The organism is Mesorhizobium sp. M1142 (genome assembly GCF_040318565.1).
Classification (GTDB): Bacteria; Pseudomonadota; Alphaproteobacteria; order Rhizobiales; family Rhizobiaceae; genus Mesorhizobium.
The window spans coordinates 292,001-310,221 of the sequence record NZ_JAMYMK010000003.1 but is presented as its reverse complement, the minus strand read 5'-3'; the positions used below and the strand labels follow the sequence as shown (position 1 = coordinate 310,221).

Here is an 18,221-nt window from a genome sequence, read left to right as displayed (position 1 = left end):
ATGTCGCTATGTGAGAACGACGTTCCACCGCGCCCAGCCTGCATTTTCAGGCTTGCGTCAGTCATTGCCTTCCGACTTGCCGGTCCGCCCAAGAATGTACAATTACCTCGATTTCGAAAAGCCTGTGCAGGATCTCGAAGGCAAGATCCTTGAGCTGAAGAAGCTTGCCGAGAACGGCGAGGCGGTCGATGTCGGCGATGAGATCGCCCGTCTCGAGAAGCGCTCGCGCGATGCGCTGCGCGACGCCTACAAGGCGCTGTCGCCGTGGCAGAAGGTGCAGGTGGCGCGCCATCCGGACAGGCCGCATTGCATCGACTACATCAAGGGCCTGCTTACCGATTTCACGCCGCTCGCCGGCGACCGCAATTTCGGCGAGGACCAGGCGATCGTCGGCGGCTTCGCCCGCTTCCGCGGCGAGCCGGTGGCGATCATCGGCCAGGAGAAGGGTTCCGACACGGCAAGCCGGCTGAAGCATAATTTCGGCTCGGTGCGGCCGGAGGGCTACCGCAAGGCGGTGCGGCTGATGGAACTCGCCGACCGCTTCCAGATCCCGCTGCTGACGCTGGTCGACACGGCCGGCGCCTATCCCGGCGTCAACGCCGAAGAGCGCGGCCAGGCGGAAGCCATCGCCCGCTCGACTTCGGCCTGCCTTGGCCTGAAGGTGCCGTCGATCTCGGTGGTGATCGGCGAAGGCGGCTCGGGCGGCGCCATAGCAATCGCCACCGCCAACCGCGTCTACATGCTCGAACACGCCATCTATTCGGTGATCTCGCCGGAGGGCGCAGCCTCGATTCTGTGGCGCGACACCACGCGGTCCAAGGACGCGGCGACCAACATGAAGATCACGGCGCAGGACCTGCTGGAGCTGAAGATCATCGACGCCATCATTGCCGAGCCGCTCGGCGGTGCCCATCGCGCCCCCGAAACGGTGATTGCCGCCACCGGCGACCTCATCGCCAGGACGATGAATGAATTCTCCGGCGCCAACACCGACTTCCGCGAGCATCGCCGCGAGAAATACCTGGCGATGGGCCGCAATCTGTAACATCCGGCAGGCACGCGACCCGAAATGTGGCGGCGTGAACCAGTTTCGCCACAAAAATGCCGCCGCATTCGGCTCAGTGAGCTTAACGCAAGGGGACGCGCCGCTTGATTGCGGTAAGGAATTTTCAAGGTTAACAGGCTTAAGGTCCGTCAGCGGTCGGTTTAGCAGCTGCGGCATCCGCGGCGCAGAGATGAAGACGATAGCCATATCCATGTTTGCCAAGCTTGCCCGCACCGGAGTTCTGATCGCTGCGATCGGCGTCGCCGGCTGCAATGACGCTTCGATGAAGGATTTTGCGCCGCAAGCCAACAAACCGCTGCCGGACAAGATCCTGGCCGAGATGAAAGCCAAGGGCATGGTCCGCACCTCTTCGGTGATGGCCCGCATCTTCAAGGAAGAAGGCAAGCTCGAAATCTGGAAGGCCAAGACCAACGGCCGCTACGACCTGGTCGCCAGCTACGACATCTGCAAATGGTCAGGCAAGCTCGGGCCAAAATTCACCGAAGGCGACCGCCAGGCGCCGGAAGGCTTTTACACGGTCCGCCCGGCACAGATGAACCCGCGGTCGAATTACCACCTGTCTTTCAACATCGGCTACCCGAACGCCTATGACCGCGCTAATGGCCGCACGGGTTCCAACCTGATGGTCCATGGCGCCTGCTCGTCGTCCGGCTGCTATTCGATGACCGACGCGCAGATCGAGCAGATTTACGCTTTCGGCCGCGACGCCTTCCAGGGCGGCCAGACCGAGTTCCAGATCCAGGCTTTTCCGTTCCGCATGACCGCCGCCAACATGGCGCGCTATCGCAACGACCCGAACTACGAATTCTGGAAGATGCTGAAGGTCGGCTACGACAATTTCGAGGTCACCAAGGTGCCGCCGAAAGTCGACGTCTGCGAGAAGCGCTACGTCTTCAACCAGGTTGCGGCCGACGGCTCGACCTTCAATCCGACCGGCGCTTGCCCTGCGACCACCCAGCCCGATTCGCTGAAGAGCGCCATCAACGCCTATCAAAGCACCTATGAGGCGGCCTTCAACGGCGCCGTCAAGGCCAGCGTGCCGGCACCCAAGCCGACCATCGCCGGGATCAAGGAAGCCAGCATCGTTTCCGACTGGTCGAAGCGGCGTGCCCGCGGCGAACGCGTTCCGATCGAGCCGCCCTCGCTCAACCCGGACGGCACGGTGGCCGAAACGGCGCGCATGGGCCGCATCGATTCGCCGGCGGGCCGCAAGATGGCGGCCCTCGACGCCGAAAAGGCTGCCAAGCAGAAGGCCGAGGAACAGCGGCTTGCCGCGATAGAAGCGGCGAAGGCAGCGAAAGCGGCAGCCAAGGCACAGGCCTTGGCCGAGAAGGAAGCTGCCAAAGCCCAGGCGCTCGCCGAAAAGGAAGCTGCCAAGACCGCCGCAGAGATGCCTGTCGCCACTGCCACCGTAGCGCCATCGGACGCCGCCCCGGCAGTCGAAACGCAGGCTGCGGACGCCGAAAGCACGGCGACAAGGTTGAAGAAAAAGCTGCTCGGCATGTTTGGCGGCTGAACTTCATGCTTGAACAAGAAGATGGGGGCCAAGAAGAGAGGCCCTCAACCAGCCCCGCCGCCGTCTACGACCTCAAAGGCCTGAACTGCCCGTTGCCCGTGCTCAAGGCAAAAAAGCGCCTGGCCACAATGCAGCCGGGCAGCCGCCTGTGGCTCGAAACCACCGACCCCCTCGCCGTCATCGACATTCCCGCCTTCTGCGCCGAGAGCGGCCATCGGCTGGTCGAGACAACGGCGATGTCAGCCGGCCACCGCTTCCTGGTCGAGCGCGGCTGAGCGCGTGATCTCCCCCCTCGAGGGGGAGATGTCGCCGAAGGCGACAGAGGGGGTTGCCTCGGCTGGCGCGACGCCATGTACGACCAAAGAGAAAGTTGGCGCTTCACGCGCGGCAACCCCCTCTGGCCTGCCGGCCATCTCCCCCTCGAGGGGGGAGATCAGCCGCTTCACCGCCCGGCGATGGCCAGCGGATTGCTCTCCAGTGCCGCCCGGTCCGGCGTGTCGATCGACGGCTGGTTGGTGAAGGCGGCGAACAGCCGGCGGACATAGTCTTCCGGCATGTCGAGCGTGATCAGCACCAGCCTGGTGCCGCGCTGGCTGTCCGGCCAGGCCGGCAGTTGCACCGGCGGATGCAGGATCTTCTGCACGCCATGGATAACCAGCGGCCGCGACGGGTCTTCTGCAAGCTCGATGACGCCCTTCATCCGCAACAGGCGCTCGCCATGCGCCGAGCGCAGCAGATCGAGGAACATCTCGATTGCCGAAAACGGCACCGGCCCGTCGTGAACCAACGAATGCGAACGCACGCGGGAATCGTGCCTATGGCCATGACCATGATCATGGTGATGGTGATCGCCACCGTCATGCCCGTCGTCATGATGCCCGTCGTCATCATGCCCGCTGTGGTCATGCCGGCTATGGTCATGGTCGTCGCCGGCTTCTTCGCCCAGCCAACGCTGCACATCGACCGATTTGGTGGCCGGATTGTAGAGGCCGCAATCGAACAGAGTCGCGGCGCTTGCCTGACTCGCGTCGAGCACCACGGCGCCCGGGTTGAGCTGCCTGAGCCGCGCCCGCAACGCCTCGACATCGCCTGCATCCGTGGCCAGGTCGGCCTTGCTGAGCACGATACGGTCGGCGACCGCCACCTGCTTCACCGCCTCGACATGGGCATCGAGCGCCGCATTGCCGTTGACGGCGTCGACCAGGGTGATGACGCCGTCGAGCCGGAAGGCCTGGACCAGGGCCGGATGCGCCATGATCGACTGCAGCACGGGGGCGGGATCGGCGAGCCCGGTGGTCTCGACGACGACGCGGGCAAGCCGGTCGATGCGGCCGGTCTGCAGGCGGTCGACGAGGTCAGCCAGCGTGTCGACCAGCTCGCCCCGCACCGTGCAGCAGAGACAGCCGTCGGAGAGCTGGATGATGCCGTCGGAGGCCTGCTCGACCAGGAGATGGTCGATCGCCACCTCGCCGAACTCGTTGATGATGACGGCGGTGTCGGCGAGCGCGGGATCCCGCAGCAGCCGGTTGAGCAGCGTCGTCTTGCCGGCACCGAGAAAGCCGGTGAGCACCGAAACGGGGATCGGGAAGCCGGCCATGCGGCTAGTTCAGCGCCTTGGCCGGCTGCTGGACCTGCGCGGCGGTGGCGGATCCGGCCACAACTGGCTCGGCGCCGGCCGGCGGCGCCCGGTCCGGCCGCCATGTCGGCAGCGGCACGTCGGCATATTCCTGCCCGGAGGCGTCGAGCATCGCCTTCGGCTTCGGTCCCGTGGCGCCGCCAAGGCCGACGGCGATCAGCGTCGGTACATGGTCGAGCTTTTCCTGATAGGGCGATTTCGGCACGTCCTTGCCCTTGTCGCCGACGGCGGGTGCGGTTTCCGACTGCTCATCGACCGGCTTCTTCTTGCAGATTTCGTCATTCATGTCGTTGGCCGACATGGTGTCGCCATAGGCGGGCAGCGCCGCTACCGTCAGCCAGCTCGGCGCCGGCGTTGCAAAGCCCTGGTCGAGCAATTTTGCCGCCGCCTCGGCGCGGGTGACGGCCGATTGCTCGCCGAGCACCACGGCGACCAGGGTGCGGCCGTTGCGGGTCGCCGAGCCGACCATGTTGAACCCGGACGAGCAGACGAAACCCGTCTTCATGCCGTCGGCACCCGGATAGCGGCCGATCAGCAGGTTGTAGTTGGAGATCGCCTTCTTGCCGACGGCAAGGCCTTCGATCGAGAACCAGGGGGCATATTGCGGAAATTCCTTGCGAATCGCCATCACCAGCAAAGCGAGATCGCGCGCTGTCGTATACTGGTCCGGCGAATAGAGCCCGTTCGGATTGACGAAATGGGACCCGCTCATGCCGAGCCTCTGCGCTTCGGCGTTCATGCGTTCGGCGAAAGCCGCTTGCGAACCGCCGATATTCTCGCCGACCGCCATGGCGATATCGTTGGCCGATTTGACCAGCATCATCTTCAGCGCATTGTCCAACCGCATCACCGAGCCCGGCTTGAAGCCCATCTTGCTCGGCGGCTCGCCGGCGGAATGTTTCGTCACCTTGATCGGCGAATCGAGCTGGACCTCACCCGCGGCAATCGCACGAAACGCCACATAGGCGGTCATCAGCTTTGTCAGCGAAGCCGGGTACCAGCGCCTGAACGCCTCCTGGTGCTGCAGGATCTTGCCGCTGTTCAGGTCGAACAGGATTGTCGGATTGGCCAAGGCAGGCCCGGCCAGCGACGCAAGCGCCACCGTGCCCGCCACCAACAGTTTGAGGAAATGCCTGTAGCGCATCATGAAAACCGAAATAGCCTCTTGCCGCAGTCCCACCTGGCTCCGTAAGATTTCGTTACACGATCGCCAGGATAATGGTCCGGCCCTCTGTTCCCGGACCACAGTCGCGGTGCTATTTACTCTATGTGACGTCAACATGGCAAAGTGCTGCCGATCACAATGTGGAAGCAGCAGCACAATGCAAAGCAGCGTGCATGGTTGCAAGGCAACAGGCACAATTGCAAAGCAGCAGGCCAAGACCGCCTGCTCCAACAGCGAAATGGAACCATCATGCCGATCCTGAACCGAGCCGCCGAAATGCAGGACGAGGTGGCCGGCTGGCGCCGCCATTTGCACCAGACGCCGGAGCTGAATTTCGACGTCTTCAAGACCGCCACTTTCGTCACCGAGAAGCTGAAGGCTTTCGGCTGCGACGACATCGTGACGGGTTTGGGCAAGACCGGCGTCGTCGGCATCATCCGCGGCCGCCACGGCGAAGGCTCGACCATCGGCCTGCGCGCCGACATGGATGCCCTGCCGCTCAACGAGATCACCGGCAAATCCTATGCCTCGACCGTCCCCGGCAAGATGCACGCCTGCGGTCATGACGGCCACACCGCGATGCTGTTGGGTGCCGCCAAATACCTCGCCGAAACGCGCAATTTCGCCGGCTCCGTCGCGGTCATCTTCCAGCCGGCCGAAGAGGGCGGCGGCGGCGGCAACGAGATGGTCAAGGACGGTATGATGGAGCGCTTCGGTATCTCCAAGGTTTTCGGCATGCACAACATGCCGGGCCTGCCGGTCGGCCAGTTCGCCATCAGGCCGGGCCCGATCATGGCGGCGACCGCCGAATTCACCATCACCGTCAAGGGCCGGGGCGGCCACGCGGCGATGCCGCACGGCACCATCGATCCGATCGTCATCACCAGCCAACTCGTCGGCGCATTGCAGACGATCGCCTCGCGCAGCACCGATCCGGTCGAGGCGGTGGTCGTCTCGGTGACGAAATTCCACGCCGGCGATGCCTATAACGTCATTCCCGAGACCGCCGAGATCGCCGGCACCGTACGCACGCTGAAGAAGGAGGTCGCCAAGAAGGCCGAAGAGCGCATCCGCGCGCTTTGCCAAGGCCTGGGCGCTGCCTTCGGCGCGACAATCGAGGTTGATTACAATGCCAATTACCCGGTCACCTTCAACCATCCGGAAGAGACGGTCTTTGCCAGCGACATCGCGGCCGACGTCGCCGGCGACAGCTATGTGCACCGCGCGATCCAGCCGGTGATGGGCGGCGAGGATTTCTCCTACATGCTTGAAGCGCGGCCGGGCGCCTTCATCTTCATCGGCAATGGCGATACCGCCGGCCTGCACAACCCAGCCTACGACTTCAACGACGAGGTCATCCCGCACGGCATGAGCTATTGGGTGAAGCTGGCGGAAACAGCGCTGGCGGCGTAGCCGTTCGGCATTGGCTTACGGCCCGCTCTTCGGATCCTCGACCTCCAGCGCTTCCATGACCGGCGCCAGCTCGTTGTCGTCGGCGGGTTGCGGTTCTTCGCCTGTCCTCGCCTTCTTCAGGGCTGCCTCGATCGCCTCCTGGATATTGCCGAGTTCGTCTTCGCGAACCTCGTGGCCATAGCCGGCAGCGTCGGCGTCCTGCTCGAATTGCTGCGCCAGAACGGCGACGCTCACCTCGCTCTCGGCAGGCAAATTGCCGACATTCTCCTGCAGCCACGTTTGAAAGAACTCTTTGGTGGCGCTCATGCGGTGTCTCCTTCGGGACACTAAAGCGCGCCGGCGTCCCGAAAGTTCCGCTATCCCGACCTCTTTGGGGCCTGCTCCCACATTCGGCCAGGCGGCGTTGGCGCCGCCTGGCTCGGCTGCTTACTGGCTGACAGCAGTCGTCGGTTCGCACGACACGTTCGGGTTCATATCCGCGAACGCGCCGGTCGGGTTGCCCTTCCAGGCCCAGACATGCAGCTCATAGAACGGACCGAGGCCATAGCGATTGGGCGCGCTGTTGAAGTTGAACAGATGCCCATCGAGCGAGGCCGGGCCTTTCGAGGTGATGTATTCGACCGCGATCAGTTTTAGCGTGCCGTCGGCCATCGGCTCGTACATCACCGCTTCCGGCTTGGCGACATCGACAGCGTCGTCCTTGAGGTAGCCGGGATTGACGTAGTGGATGCCCATGGCGCCGCCGGTGATGCCGCTGGCGCAGGGGATCGGCGCATAGCCCTCGGCGGTCGCCGCCGCCACATTCTCGAAGCGGCTGTTGGCGGCGCGTACCTTGTCGGCCAGCGGATTGGGACCGGACGCGGGCGCTGCCTGATGCGCCTGCGCCAACGCAGTGCAGGCCGACAGCAGCGCCGCGGCAGCGAGAAGTCTATTGCGAAAGTTGATTGTCATAGTCATTCCATTCTTCTTGAAAAGCACAGCCCGGCTGGCCGCCGGAGGTAAGGAGGTCCGGCAGGTGGGCGCTGTGGCTGTTGTTGCTGGGAGATCCCTATCCCGATGCGACGAATGCAGGGGAAGATCATCCCTTCGGCAGATACGGGATCGTCCCAGCCAGATCGGAGTTGTCGATCAGCTGGAAACGGCTGTCGCTGCCGCCCTGACGGGCCGAAACGAACGGTGCGTAGGCAGGATCGTCGGTGAAGGCGCGCGCCGCTGCCTCGGTCGGGAACGCCATCAAGGCAATCAGCGTCGTGTCGAGCGGCTTGCCTTCGAGTGTCTTCACATTGCCGCTGCGCGACAGATATCTGCCGCCGTGCTTGTGAACGAGGTCGTGGACCGACGCGGCATAGGCCGGCATCCACTTCGGGTCCCTCACCTTGATGTCTGCGATAACGTAAGCGGTCATGGGTCATGTCTCCTGGTCGTGCACAGGGGTATCCCGTGCAGCGGCAGAGGGGTCGCACGGCAAGGGTCGCGCCAGCCAGTCCGCGATCTGTACTGGTGTGGTACAGTTTCTGTACTCGCCGCGTCGCTGGGAAAGGCCTATGGTTCCGGCGGAGTTTGAGGGGAAGGCAACATCGTGACCCAGTCCGGATACAAACAGTTCTGCCCGTTATCGATGGCCGCGGAGGTGCTGTGCACCCGCTGGACCATGGTTCTGCTTCGCGAATTGGTGGCGGGCTCGACCCGTTTCAACGATCTGCGCCGCGGCGTCCCCAAAATGTCGCCGACCCTTCTGTCGCAACGCCTCAAGGAGCTCGAGCTGGCCGGGATCGTCGAGCGCAAGGAGGTGCGCGGCGAGAAAGGCATCTTCGAATACCGGATGACCGAGGCAGGCAAGGATCTGCGTTCCGTTGTCGAGGCGATGGGCTTTTGGGGGCAGAAATGGGTCGAGTCGCGGTTGTCGCTGAAGAACCTCGATCCGTCGCTGCTGATGTGGGACATGCGGCGCAACCTCAATGCGTCGCCGCTGCCCGATGGCCGCACGGTGATACAATTTCTGTACCAGGAGCTCCCCGCCTCGAAACGGTCGTGGTGGCTGATCGTCGAGAAGCACGGCGAGGTCGACCTCTGCTGGTACGACCCGGGCTTCGATGTCGATCTCTACGTCTCGACCGACCTGCACACCATGACCGAAATCTGGATGGGACTGATCACCGTCGAGAAGGCCGGGCCGAAAGTCATCTTGACTGGCGACCAGGATATCGCGCGCAAAATGCAGACCTGGCTCGGCCTGAGTCCGTTCGCGGTGGAGCCGAAGCGAGCGGCCTAACTGCCTCTTGGCGAAACGATCCGAAGCGGTTATGTGTCGGGCCGCGTGGTCCCGTAGCTCAGTAGGATAGAGCGGCAGATTCCTAATCTGTAGGTCACAGGTTCGATTCCTGTCGGGATCACCAAAGTTTTCAATAACTTAGTGAATTGGTGCCGTACTTTTTTGCCAATTGGTACGGCACCTCGTCTATGGCACGAGCGGCGAGGGTTATTGGACCTCTGAGAAAGTTGATTGGATTGTCTACTGTTCGCACGAAGGGACGATCACGCTTGGCGGGTCAATAACAGCAATCGCCCCATCAAAACTCCCTTGCGGCTGATTGGAGTTAACGTCCGCTCCGGGTTGGGAGTTGAATGGCAGCTATCCTTGAACCAGCTCCTTTGACCGGACGGTCTGAAACCGGCCCAAATCGCCGATGCAGAAATTGCAGGGTGAACGATCATCCCTTGTCCGCTGGCTGACCGCTTGTCGTCAAAGGGATGCGGGCGATGACCTTGATCTCGAAATCGAAACCCGCGAGCCAATTGACGCCCACTGCCGTCCAGTTCGGGTAGGGAGGTGCGCCGATCTCTTCCGCGCGGACAGCCAGCACCGTTTCGATCTGTTCGTCCGGGTTGGTGTGGAAGGTGGTGACGTCGACAACGTCATCGAAGCTACACCCGGCGGCGGCCAAGACCTCACGCATATTGGCGAAGGCCCGCCGAACCTGATCCTCGAATACGGGCTCAGGCGAGCCGTCCTCACGGCTCCCGACCTGACCCGACACGAAGAGAAGATCGCCAGAGCGAATGGCCGCGGAATATCGATGAATATCGTATAACGCGTGGCGTTTGGCCGGGAAAATGGCGTCACGTGCAGGCATTTCGTATTCCTTTCTGTCTTAATAACGGCGCCGGGCCGGAGCCTGGGGCATCAACGGGCGGAGCTGCATGCCGGTGGCCTGCGGCTCTGGATCGGCGGCACAGGTTGGGTCACAGCCGCGCCAGCTCCTCGTCGGTGAAATCCGCCGCAACCGCGATGTCCTTCTGCCGGTCGAGCTCCTCGATGCGCCCGCCGAGTGCCTTGCGGATGCCGGCATAGGCCTCGGCACCAAGCACCAGCCGTTTCGGGAGTGGACCATCCTGATCGGCAAGCCGGATCATTGCGTCCGTCATGCGGTCGGGGTCGCCCTTGATCACCCATGAGACACCCAGCGCCTCGCGGATCTGACCGGCGGGTGTTCCCTCATAGGCCGCGAGCGGCTTGGTCCGCGCGAGATTGCCGCCGAACCCGGTCCGCGCCGGCCCAGGTTCCACAAGGCTGAATTCGATGCCGAAGGGAGCAGCCTCCTGCGCCACGGACTCGACGAATCCCTCGATACCCCACTTGGTCGCGTGATAGAGGCTGAAAGCCGGATAGGCGATCTGGCCTCCCTCGCTCGATACCTGTAAAATCCGGCCGCCACCCTGGCTGCGCAGATGCGGCACCGCCGCCCGGATGAGTGCGATCGAGCCGATGAGATTGGTGTCGATGATGTCCCGGACCTGCACATCGCCAGCCTCTTCAGCCGCGCCGAGGAGGCCATAGCCAGCATTGCTGACGACGAGGTCGATCCGAGCGGATGCCGCGAAGGCGCGGTCGACCGCGGCGCGGACCGAGCTCTGGTCCTTGAGGTCCATTGCGACGATGCGGAGCCGTTCGGGGTAACTTGCACGCAGGTCGGGAAGTGCGTCCTCGCTGCGGCTGGCACCGACGACGCGGTCTCCCCTGATCAGGGCCTTCTCCGCCAGCAGCCGGCCTAGACCAGAAGACACACCCGTTATGAGCCAGGTCTTTTCCATTTCTCATTTCTCCAATTGATCCAGGCGGGAGATAGGGCAGTCGCATTGCGCGCATTAGCCGTTGAAATCGGCATGGGATAATGCAAAATCCCCATCAATGCCCCGCCCGTCGCTCAACGATCTCACCGCCTTCGTCACCGTTGCCACACATCGCAGCTTCCGCCGCGCAGCGGACGAGATCGGCACGGCACCTTCCACATTGAGCCATGCGATGCGTGCGCTCGAGGAACGCATGGGCGTGCGACTTCTGAACCGCACCACACGCAGCGTCTCGCCGACAGAAGCCGGGTTCCGGTTGCTCGACCGTCTTCAGCCGGCGCTCGCCTCGCTGGACGAGGCGCTCGACAGCGTCGCGGGGTTCCGGGGCAATGTCGCGGGCACGGTCCGCATCAACGCACCGCGATTGGTGGCCGGGCTTCTCGTTCGCCGGGTCCTTCCGCAGGTGGCGGAGCGCCATCCGGACGTGACCGTGGACATCGTCGTCGAGGGGCAGCTCATCGATATCGTGTCCAGCGGGTTCGATGCCGGCGTACGCCTCATCACATCAATTCCCAAAGACATGATCGCCGTGCCGTTTGCACGCGCGTTGACGTTCATCTGTATCGCGTCGCCCGCCTATCTCGATCGCTTCGGGGAGCCGGGAACGCCCGAGGAATTGCAACGCCACCATTGCATCGGCCACCGTATGCCCAGCGGCAAGCTCTATCGATGGGAGTTCGAACGCGCAGGCCAGGAACTGGTGATCGGGGCAAACGGCCCCATCGTCCTTGATGACGAGGAACTGATGGTCGAAGCTGCAATAGGGGGTCTGGGCATCGCCTATGTGGCGGATTGGGCCGCCGAAGCGGCGTTGTCCGATGGCCGGCTGCGCAAGGTCCTGACCGCGTGGACGCCAGCACCGGAAGAAGTTGCGGTCTACTACCCCGGACATCGAGCCGTACCGCCCGCACTGCGAGCTTTTCTCGACGTAGTCAAAGACCTGCGGAAGAAAGAACCTTAACTGGATCACAAACGACGCCCTCGCGCGGAACAGCCGCTCTGCGGACAAAGCTAACCTCGCCACCGGTTCCTTGGCCATACGCGTCTGAAGTTAGTCCGTGTGTCTGAGCTGGGCTGTGTGGGCGCCTACCCACTGTGTAAGACATGGCGCAGGAAAAGGACGCCTTTGACGCTAACTCCTTGGCCGATAATCAGGCGGTGACTGGCTGCATCAGTTCGAAGATGTTGCCCCAAGGATCGGAGAAGAACGCGATGCGGCTGCTGATCGCCGGAACATCGAATGGCTCATGCACGATTTTCACGCTACGGCGCTTCAACTCGGCAACGGCCTTGTCGACGTCGTCCAGGCGAAGGCAAAGGTGATGCCACCCCGACAGGCCGAGGCTGGCGCCAAGATCCGCGTATACGGGGCGCTCGGCAGCGCCGGGGCCTGCCAGAAGTTCAAGGCGGAAGCCGTCATCCACTGCCGGCGAAAGAAAGACGAAGGTCATATCGTCGCCAGACGGTACGGTATCCACGACGCTGAAATCCAGCTTTTCGGTGTACCACGAGATCGCGGCATCGCGGTCAGGCGCTCGGAGCAAAGAAGGGTCGCATCAGGTCATAGCGCGAACGGCAGGTTTCGAAACGCGCCATGAGGGTCAGCAAATGGCGCTCCTGTCCTGCTGGTGCAAGCGTTTCCCCACCCCGCACCGTACTGCGGTCGGATTCAGGCATCTTGCCGGAACTCACGATAATCGTCATCCTTGCCGGCCCGACGGCCAGCGTACCGACCGGTCGTCACGGAGCCCGCCCTTGCAAGAAGACGATGACGGAAACGCATTCCAACAGGCGATCCTCGCTTCGGTGGTTCGCTCATCGCTCGACTGCGTGATCGTCACGGACGAAGCCGGATTGGTTGTGGAATTCAACGCGGCGGCCGAGGCGACCTTCGGCTATTCGCGCGCTGAAGCGGTCGGCAGACAGATCTCGGAGCTCATCGTCCCGCCGCATCTGCGCAAGGCGCACGCAAACGGGCTTGCCGCCTATCTTGCGGGTGGCGCCCCGCGGTTGCTCGGGCGTCGCACAGAGCAGACTGCCATGCGAGCGAACGGCACCGAGTTTCCGGTGGAACTCACGATCACCGAAGCCCGGAGCGGCAAACGTCGTTTCTTCACGGCGAGCTTGCGCGACCTGTCGCAGCGCCACGCTGCCGACGCAGCTCTGCGAGCCAGCGAAGCCCGCTTGGCGGCATTCATGAAGCATGCTCCCGTAGGCATGTACCTGAAGGATACCGACGGACGCTATCTGGTCGCCAATCCGGAAATGGGAAAGGTCTTCGGCCGGCCAGCCGAGAGCGCGATCGGACTAAGCGCGGCCGACATTTTCGGGCCGCAGGAGGCCGCGATGATCGCGGAAAACGATCGCCGCGTGCTGGAATCGGGACAGGCGATTGCAATCGAGGAATTTCTAAGCAACGCGGTCGATTATGCCTGGAGCCTTGTCGTTCGCTTTCCCGTGCTGTGGGCCGATCAGCAACAGGCGCGCATCGGCGGCTTCGATATCGACATCACCGAGCAGAAGCGCGCGGCCGAGCGCCTGCAGCAAAGCGAGCGGCGCTTCCGAGACCTCACTCACCACCATCCGGTTCCGGTCGTGTTCATAGACTCGCGAACGAGGCACCTGATTACCGCAAATCCCGCCTTCCGCGAGATCATGGGTATAGGCCCGCGTGACGAGGACCGCTTCCGCCAGCACCGCTGGTTCGCCACACGGGAAGACTATCGGCGCATCAGGGCCCTGTCACGTCAGCAGCCGCGCGCCGACGGCGTGGAGGCTCAACTTCGGCGGCTGGACGGCTCCGTGTTTCCCGTGTCGCTGAGTTGGCGCCACATCGAGATGGACGACCGACCGGTGATCGTCGGCAGCATTCTTGATCTCACCGCAACCAAGGCGGCTGAAGCCGAACTGGCGCGGTCGCGCGAGGCATTGGCGCAGAGTGAGCGGCTCAACGCACTTGGTTCGCTGCTTGCCGGCGTTTCGCACGAACTCAACAACCCCTTGGCGGTCGTCGTCGCGCAGGCCCAGTTGCTGGAAGAATTTCTAGCCGGAACCGCCCATGCACAGCGGGCCGGCAAGATCAGACTCGCCGCCGAGCGCTGCGCGCGCATCGTGAAGACTTTCCTGGCAATGGCGCGACAACGCCAGCCGGAGCGCCGCAGTACCGACGTCAACGATCTGATCCGCGCAGTTCTTGACATCGCCGGCTACGGTTTGCGCACGGCAGGCATCGAGGTGCAATGCCGGCTCGCCGAGGGCCTGCCGCCTTTGGAAGTCGACCCTGACCAGATGCATCAGGTGTTCTACAACCTGATCGTCAACGCGCAACACGCCCTGCAGGAGATACCGGCACCGCGGCGGATCGAGATCGAAACGTCGCTTGAAGGCAATGACCTCCAGATCGTGATCGCCGACAATGGCCCCGGTGTGCCCGCCGAGATCCGGAACCGCATTTTCGATCCGTTTTTTACCACCAAGGCTCAGGGCGCGGGCACCGGGATCGGGCTCGCTTTCTCGCTCGGCGTGGTGCAGTCGCACAATGGGCGGCTGACCCTGCTTGACCGTGCGGACGGCGCGCATTTCCGGTTGCTGTTGCCGGTGGAGGCCTGCACTTCGTCAGATTCAGTCGAAGGTGTTGCGGCTCACTCGGTCGCGGACATCGGCTGTACCGCCCTTGTGGTCGATGACGAACGGGAGGTTGGAGAAACGGTGGCAGAACTACTAGAGGCTGAAGGTTTTGCCGTCAGGATCGTCGAGGACGGTGCCGGCGCCAAGGCAGCGCTGATGAGTGCTGTTTTCGATGTGATCTTTTGCGATCTGCGGATGCCGAACATCGACGGCCCCGCCTTGTTCGACTGGGCCTGTCAGGCAACCCCGGGCATAGCGGAGCGATTCGTTTTCGTTACCGGCGACACGCTCGGCGGCGCTGCGGCGCGCTTCCTTGAACGGGCCGGTCGACCAGTTGTCGAGAAGCCATTTTCGCGCGACTCTATCCGCCGGGCACTAAGCTCGTTGGCAGACGTTCCGCGCTAGCCAACGACCTCAGCACCTCTAAGCGCGAACGTCTGGTGTGATGCCCGATGCGCGTTCGTAGGCATCTCGCTGTTACATCGCGGTGACAAAAACACCGCCACGGTGGCGTCAATCGGTTACCAAGGGCAGTAAATATCTCCGGCCTTCTGGGAGGAGTGGCGTGTCAGCGTCCCAGAGGCTGCGTGGGCGTATCGCCGGTTGGCTGTTAGCGCGGCGACTGGATCGCTCCACGCCTCGCAAGCGGGATAGCGAAATCTCGTGAAGGCAAAGTCGAGCTGCGTTTTCCGTTCTGTATCGGCGACCGGCGGCGACTGGGAGAGACGGATACCATGCACATGGGGCGTCTGGAAGGTGCCAGGACATGGACGCGGGGCGGCCCGCGCGCAGGCGCTTGGTCGAGCGGTGCAATGACCACGCAGCGCCACCTCGCAGCGATCATGGTTTGCGACGTGGTCGGCTATTCGCGCCTGACGGAGCGCGACGAGCGCGGCACGCTCGAGCGGCTGAAGGTCTACCGCAAGGACCTGCTCGAACCGCTGGTCTCTGAGCACCAGGGTCGGATCGTCAAGCTCACCGGCGACGGCATGCTGTGTGAATTCGCGAGCGTCGTCAACGCGGTGGCCTCGGCGATGGCGATCCAGCAGGCCCTGGCAGAACACGAGGCGGAGATGCCCGAGGAAGAGCGGATTCGCTTTCGCATCGGCGTCAATCTCGGCGACGTGGTCTGCGAGGAGGACGGCGACCTCTACGGCGACGGGGTCAATATCGCAGCCCGCCTCGACGGCATCGCCGACCCCGGCACCGTGGTCGTCTCAGGCACCGCCTACGACCACCTTCAGGGCAAGCTCGACTGCAGCTTCACGCCGCTCGGCAACCTGCGCCTCAAGAACATCGAGCGGCCTGTGCGCGCCTACCGCGTCGAGACCGACGCCGGCGCCTCGGTGGCTGCATCGCCTCCGCTGCCCGCGAAACCCTCGATCGCGGTTCTGCCTTTTACCAACATGAGCGGCGATCCCGACCAGGAATACTTCGCCGACGGGCTGGTGGAGGACATCATCACGGGATTGAGCCGGGTGAACTCCTTCTTCGTGATCGCCCGCAACTCGTCGTTCACCTACAAGGGCCGGGCGGTGGACCTGCGCCAGGTCGGGCGCGAGCTGGGCGTCCGCTACGTACTCGAAGGCAGCATCCGCAGAGCAGGATCGCGGGTGCGCATCAGTGGGCAGTTGGTGGACGCGATCAGCGGACACCATGTCTGGGCCGACCGCTTCGAGGGCGACGTGAGCGACATCTTCGACCTGCAGGACAAGGTTACCGAGAGCGTCGTCGGCGCTGTCGAACCGAGCATCCGGCTGCAGGAGATCAAGCAGGCGCGCATGAAGCCGACCGACTACATCGGTGCCTACGACCTCTACCTTCGTGCGCTGCCGCGCTTCTACAGCATGACGCGCGAAGGCTTCGCCGACGTGCGCCGGCTCACCAACGAGGCGCTCAGCATCGACCCAGACTTCACCCTGGCGAAGGCACTCGGTGCCTATATCCGCAGCCTGTCGGTGAGTCAGTGCTGGCACGAGCCCGACGATATCCGCGTCGCCGTGCGCATGGCCCGCGAGGTGCTGGCGGACGCGCGAGACGACCCGACAAGCTTGCGTTTCGCCGCGCAGGTGATCGCCTACAGCGCCAAGGATTACGAGACGGCGCTGGACACGATCGAACGGTCCCTGCTCCTCAACCCCAATTCGGCGCAGGGCCATACGGGCAGCGGCTGGGTGAACGCCCATTCCGGCCACCCCCTCGTCGCGATCGAGCACTTCCACAGGGCAATGCGGCTGAGCCCGGTCGACCCCGAGAAGGGCATCGCGCTCTCCGGCATCGGGATGAGCTACCTGATGCTCGAACGCTACGAGGAAGCGCTGGCTTGGGGAGAACGAGCGCTGCGCGAGATGCCGAATTACGGCTCCTCGCACCGGGTGGTGATCATGGCGCTGGTCAAACTCAACCGGCTGGACGAAGCGCAGGCGGCGGCGCGGCGGCTGATGGAGGCGTTCCCGACCTACACGCTCGGCCTGCAGAAGCAGATCAACCCGTGGCGGGACAAGGTGTTCGCCGAGCACTACGTCGAAGCGTTGGGTATTGCCGGCGTGCCGGAGTGATCGTCGCGGTTGCAAAGATGCCCGCTCCTGCGCGTCACGTCCGGCCAGGCGACGCGCCCCTTGATCCCGCGTCGCTTCAGGAAGGATAGTTCTCTGGCCGGCTTGTCGAGGACCGAGCGTGTAGAGCAGCTGTGAACAGCCGGCGAGCTCTCGTGGCACTTTCGTAGGATGGCGTTTCGTGGTGACCCCAAAATTGACCTTGGCGGAAATTCGAACCAAGACTACCGCCGCGGTGCGTCCGTCTGGCGGACGCAGGTAACGCCGGAAGCATTTTCGTCGCCGCCTATCTGTTGGTGTAGATCGGCCCTCGCGTCGTCACGCCGGGAAAAGACGATGCGCCGAGGCTTGTCATCATTTGGATCATCATTTGGAAGTATTTGGAAGTTCTTCGATGCACAGCGAAATCGCTTGCAGTTCTGCGAAGCGATTCGCAATCCACGTCCCACCTGGAGGCTCCCATGGCCGAGGTCCTGCTGTTCCACCACGCACAAGGGTTGACTCGCGGCGTGCGCGCGTTCGCTGACGACCTGCGGGCAGCCGGGCACACCGTGCATACGCCGGACCTGTTCGACGGACGCACATTCCAGAGTATTGACGAGGGTCTCGCCTACATCGGTGAGATCGGGTTCGACGACATGCGGGAGCGCGGCGTCGGCGTCGCCGGCGAACTGACGCCCGAGCTCGTTTACGCCGGATTCTCGTTCGGGGTACTGCCGGCGCAGAAGCTCACACAGACACGACCCGGTGCCTGCGGAACCCTGCTCTTCCACTCCTGTCTGCCGATTAGCGGCGAGTGGGCGTTCGGACCCTGGCCGGACGGCGTCCCGGTCCAGATCCACGGTATGGATAACGACCCGATATTCATCGGCGAGGGCGACATCGACGCCGCTCGCGAGATCGTGGAGAAGGTCGAGGACGCGGAGCTGTTCCTCTATCCCGGCGACCAGCACTACTTCGCCGACAGCTCGCTCCCGTCGTACGACGCTGCTGCCAGCGCACTGCTCACGCGCCGGGTGCTCGAGTTCCTGGACCGTGTCTGACCATGTCGGCGAGAGCCTTATTGAGGAGTATTGGCAGTTCTCGTCAAATCTCCATAGGGTCGAATTCGC

18 protein-coding genes and 1 tRNA gene are annotated in these 18,221 nt (G+C 63.4%); 10 read left to right on the top strand and 9 right to left on the bottom strand.

What is annotated here, in order from left to right:
• Positions 1-94 precede the first annotated feature (94 nt).
• The 3 genes from NKH42_RS07925 (at position 95) to NKH42_RS07915 (ending at position 2,857) form a co-directional block, all read left to right on the top strand.
• Positions 95-1,045 (top strand): acetyl-CoA carboxylase carboxyltransferase subunit alpha, encoded by a 951-nt coding sequence (locus NKH42_RS07925; RefSeq protein WP_352505064.1) that lies wholly within the window; start codon positions 95-97, stop codon positions 1,043-1,045.
• 211 nt (positions 1,046-1,256) lie between these two features.
• A complete protein-coding gene (locus NKH42_RS07920; protein WP_352505155.1) occupies positions 1,257-2,582 on the top strand; it encodes a L,D-transpeptidase family protein in 1,326 nt (441 codons plus the stop codon).
• Positions 2,583-2,587: 5 nt separating this feature from the next.
• On the top strand, positions 2,588-2,857 hold the full coding sequence (locus NKH42_RS07915) for a sulfurtransferase TusA family protein (protein WP_352505063.1): 270 nt from the start codon (positions 2,588-2,590) through the stop codon (positions 2,855-2,857).
• 167 nt (positions 2,858-3,024) lie between these two features.
• Here the strand turns inward: NKH42_RS07915 and NKH42_RS07910 are convergent, their stop codons facing one another.
• Both NKH42_RS07910 and NKH42_RS07905 read right to left on the bottom strand, forming a co-directional pair.
• Positions 3,025-4,179 (bottom strand): CobW family GTP-binding protein, encoded by a 1,155-nt coding sequence (locus tag NKH42_RS07910; protein WP_352505062.1) that lies wholly within the window; start codon positions 4,177-4,179, stop codon positions 3,025-3,027.
• A gap of 4 nt (positions 4,180-4,183) precedes the next feature.
• Entirely contained in the window at positions 4,184-5,362 is a 1,179-nt protein-coding gene (locus NKH42_RS07905; protein ID WP_352505154.1) for a D-alanyl-D-alanine carboxypeptidase family protein, read from the bottom strand.
• A 270-nt stretch (positions 5,363-5,632) separates the two neighbouring features.
• On the opposite strand from NKH42_RS07905, the gene NKH42_RS07900 reads away from it, so the two are divergent.
• Complete coding sequence (locus NKH42_RS07900; RefSeq protein WP_352505061.1) at positions 5,633-6,796, top strand: M20 aminoacylase family protein; 1,164 nt, start codon at positions 5,633-5,635, stop codon at positions 6,794-6,796.
• Between the two features lie 15 nt (positions 6,797-6,811).
• On the opposite strand, the gene NKH42_RS07895 is transcribed toward NKH42_RS07900, so the two are convergent.
• The 3 genes from NKH42_RS07895 to NKH42_RS07885 all read right to left on the bottom strand — a co-directional run bounded on the left by NKH42_RS07895 (position 6,812) and on the right by NKH42_RS07885 (position 8,201).
• Positions 6,812-7,102: a hypothetical protein gene (locus tag NKH42_RS07895; RefSeq protein ID WP_352505060.1), complete on the bottom strand. Its 291-nt coding sequence runs from the start codon at positions 7,100-7,102 to the stop codon at positions 6,812-6,814.
• Between the two features lie 120 nt (positions 7,103-7,222).
• Entirely contained in the window at positions 7,223-7,753 is a 531-nt protein-coding gene (locus tag NKH42_RS07890; protein ID WP_352574899.1) for a hypothetical protein, read from the bottom strand.
• Positions 7,754-7,874: 121 nt separating this feature from the next.
• Positions 7,875-8,201 (bottom strand): DUF1330 domain-containing protein, encoded by a 327-nt coding sequence (locus NKH42_RS07885; protein ID WP_023677873.1) that lies wholly within the window; start codon positions 8,199-8,201, stop codon positions 7,875-7,877.
• Between the two features lie 174 nt (positions 8,202-8,375).
• Here NKH42_RS07885 and NKH42_RS07880 point away from each other — a divergent pair, with 174 nt between their 5' ends.
• The gene (locus NKH42_RS07880; protein ID WP_352505059.1) at positions 8,376-9,068 is read left to right on the top strand and encodes a winged helix-turn-helix transcriptional regulator; all 693 of its coding nucleotides are present in this window, start codon (positions 8,376-8,378) and stop codon (positions 9,066-9,068) included.
• A gap of 47 nt (positions 9,069-9,115) precedes the next feature.
• Positions 9,116-9,192, top strand: a tRNA-Arg gene (locus tag NKH42_RS07875).
• A gap of 315 nt (positions 9,193-9,507) precedes the next feature.
• Here the strand turns inward: NKH42_RS07875 and NKH42_RS07870 are convergent.
• Together NKH42_RS07870 and NKH42_RS07865 are read right to left on the bottom strand one after the other, a co-directional pair.
• Positions 9,508-9,930 carry a RidA family protein gene (locus NKH42_RS07870; protein WP_352687352.1) on the bottom strand — a complete coding sequence of 141 codons (423 nt, stop codon included), beginning with the start codon at positions 9,928-9,930 and terminating at the stop codon, positions 9,508-9,510.
• 109 nt (positions 9,931-10,039) lie between these two features.
• Positions 10,040-10,888: an SDR family oxidoreductase gene (locus tag NKH42_RS07865; RefSeq protein ID WP_352649277.1), complete on the bottom strand. Its 849-nt coding sequence runs from the start codon at positions 10,886-10,888 to the stop codon at positions 10,040-10,042.
• Between the two features lie 97 nt (positions 10,889-10,985).
• Here NKH42_RS07865 and NKH42_RS07860 point away from each other — a divergent pair, with 97 nt between their 5' ends.
• Positions 10,986-11,888, top strand: coding sequence for a LysR family transcriptional regulator (locus tag NKH42_RS07860; protein ID WP_352687351.1), 903 nt, complete (start codon positions 10,986-10,988; stop codon positions 11,886-11,888).
• 190 nt (positions 11,889-12,078) lie between these two features.
• Here NKH42_RS07860 and NKH42_RS07855 read toward each other — a convergent pair whose 3' ends face one another.
• Together NKH42_RS07855 and NKH42_RS07850 are read right to left on the bottom strand one after the other, a co-directional pair.
• Positions 12,079-12,471, bottom strand: a complete 393-nt coding sequence (locus NKH42_RS07855; RefSeq protein ID WP_352687349.1) for a VOC family protein — start codon at positions 12,469-12,471, stop codon at positions 12,079-12,081.
• Entirely contained in the window at positions 12,455-12,631 is a 177-nt protein-coding gene (locus tag NKH42_RS07850) for a hypothetical protein (protein ID WP_352687347.1), read from the bottom strand. Before NKH42_RS07850 ends, NKH42_RS07855 begins: the two co-directional genes overlap by 17 nt.
• A gap of 51 nt (positions 12,632-12,682) precedes the next feature.
• On the opposite strand from NKH42_RS07850, the gene NKH42_RS07845 reads away from it, so the two are divergent.
• The 3 genes from NKH42_RS07845 to NKH42_RS07835 all read left to right on the top strand — a co-directional run bounded on the left by NKH42_RS07845 (position 12,683) and on the right by NKH42_RS07835 (position 18,152).
• Positions 12,683-14,959, top strand: coding sequence for a hybrid sensor histidine kinase/response regulator (locus NKH42_RS07845; RefSeq protein WP_352687345.1), 2,277 nt, complete (start codon positions 12,683-12,685; stop codon positions 14,957-14,959).
• 407 nt (positions 14,960-15,366) lie between these two features.
• Entirely contained in the window at positions 15,367-17,112 is a 1,746-nt protein-coding gene (locus tag NKH42_RS07840) for an adenylate/guanylate cyclase domain-containing protein (protein ID WP_352687343.1), read from the top strand.
• 458 nt (positions 17,113-17,570) lie between these two features.
• Entirely contained in the window at positions 17,571-18,152 is a 582-nt protein-coding gene (locus NKH42_RS07835) for a dienelactone hydrolase family protein (RefSeq protein ID WP_352751182.1), read from the top strand.
• Positions 18,153-18,221: the final 69 nt, after the last annotated feature.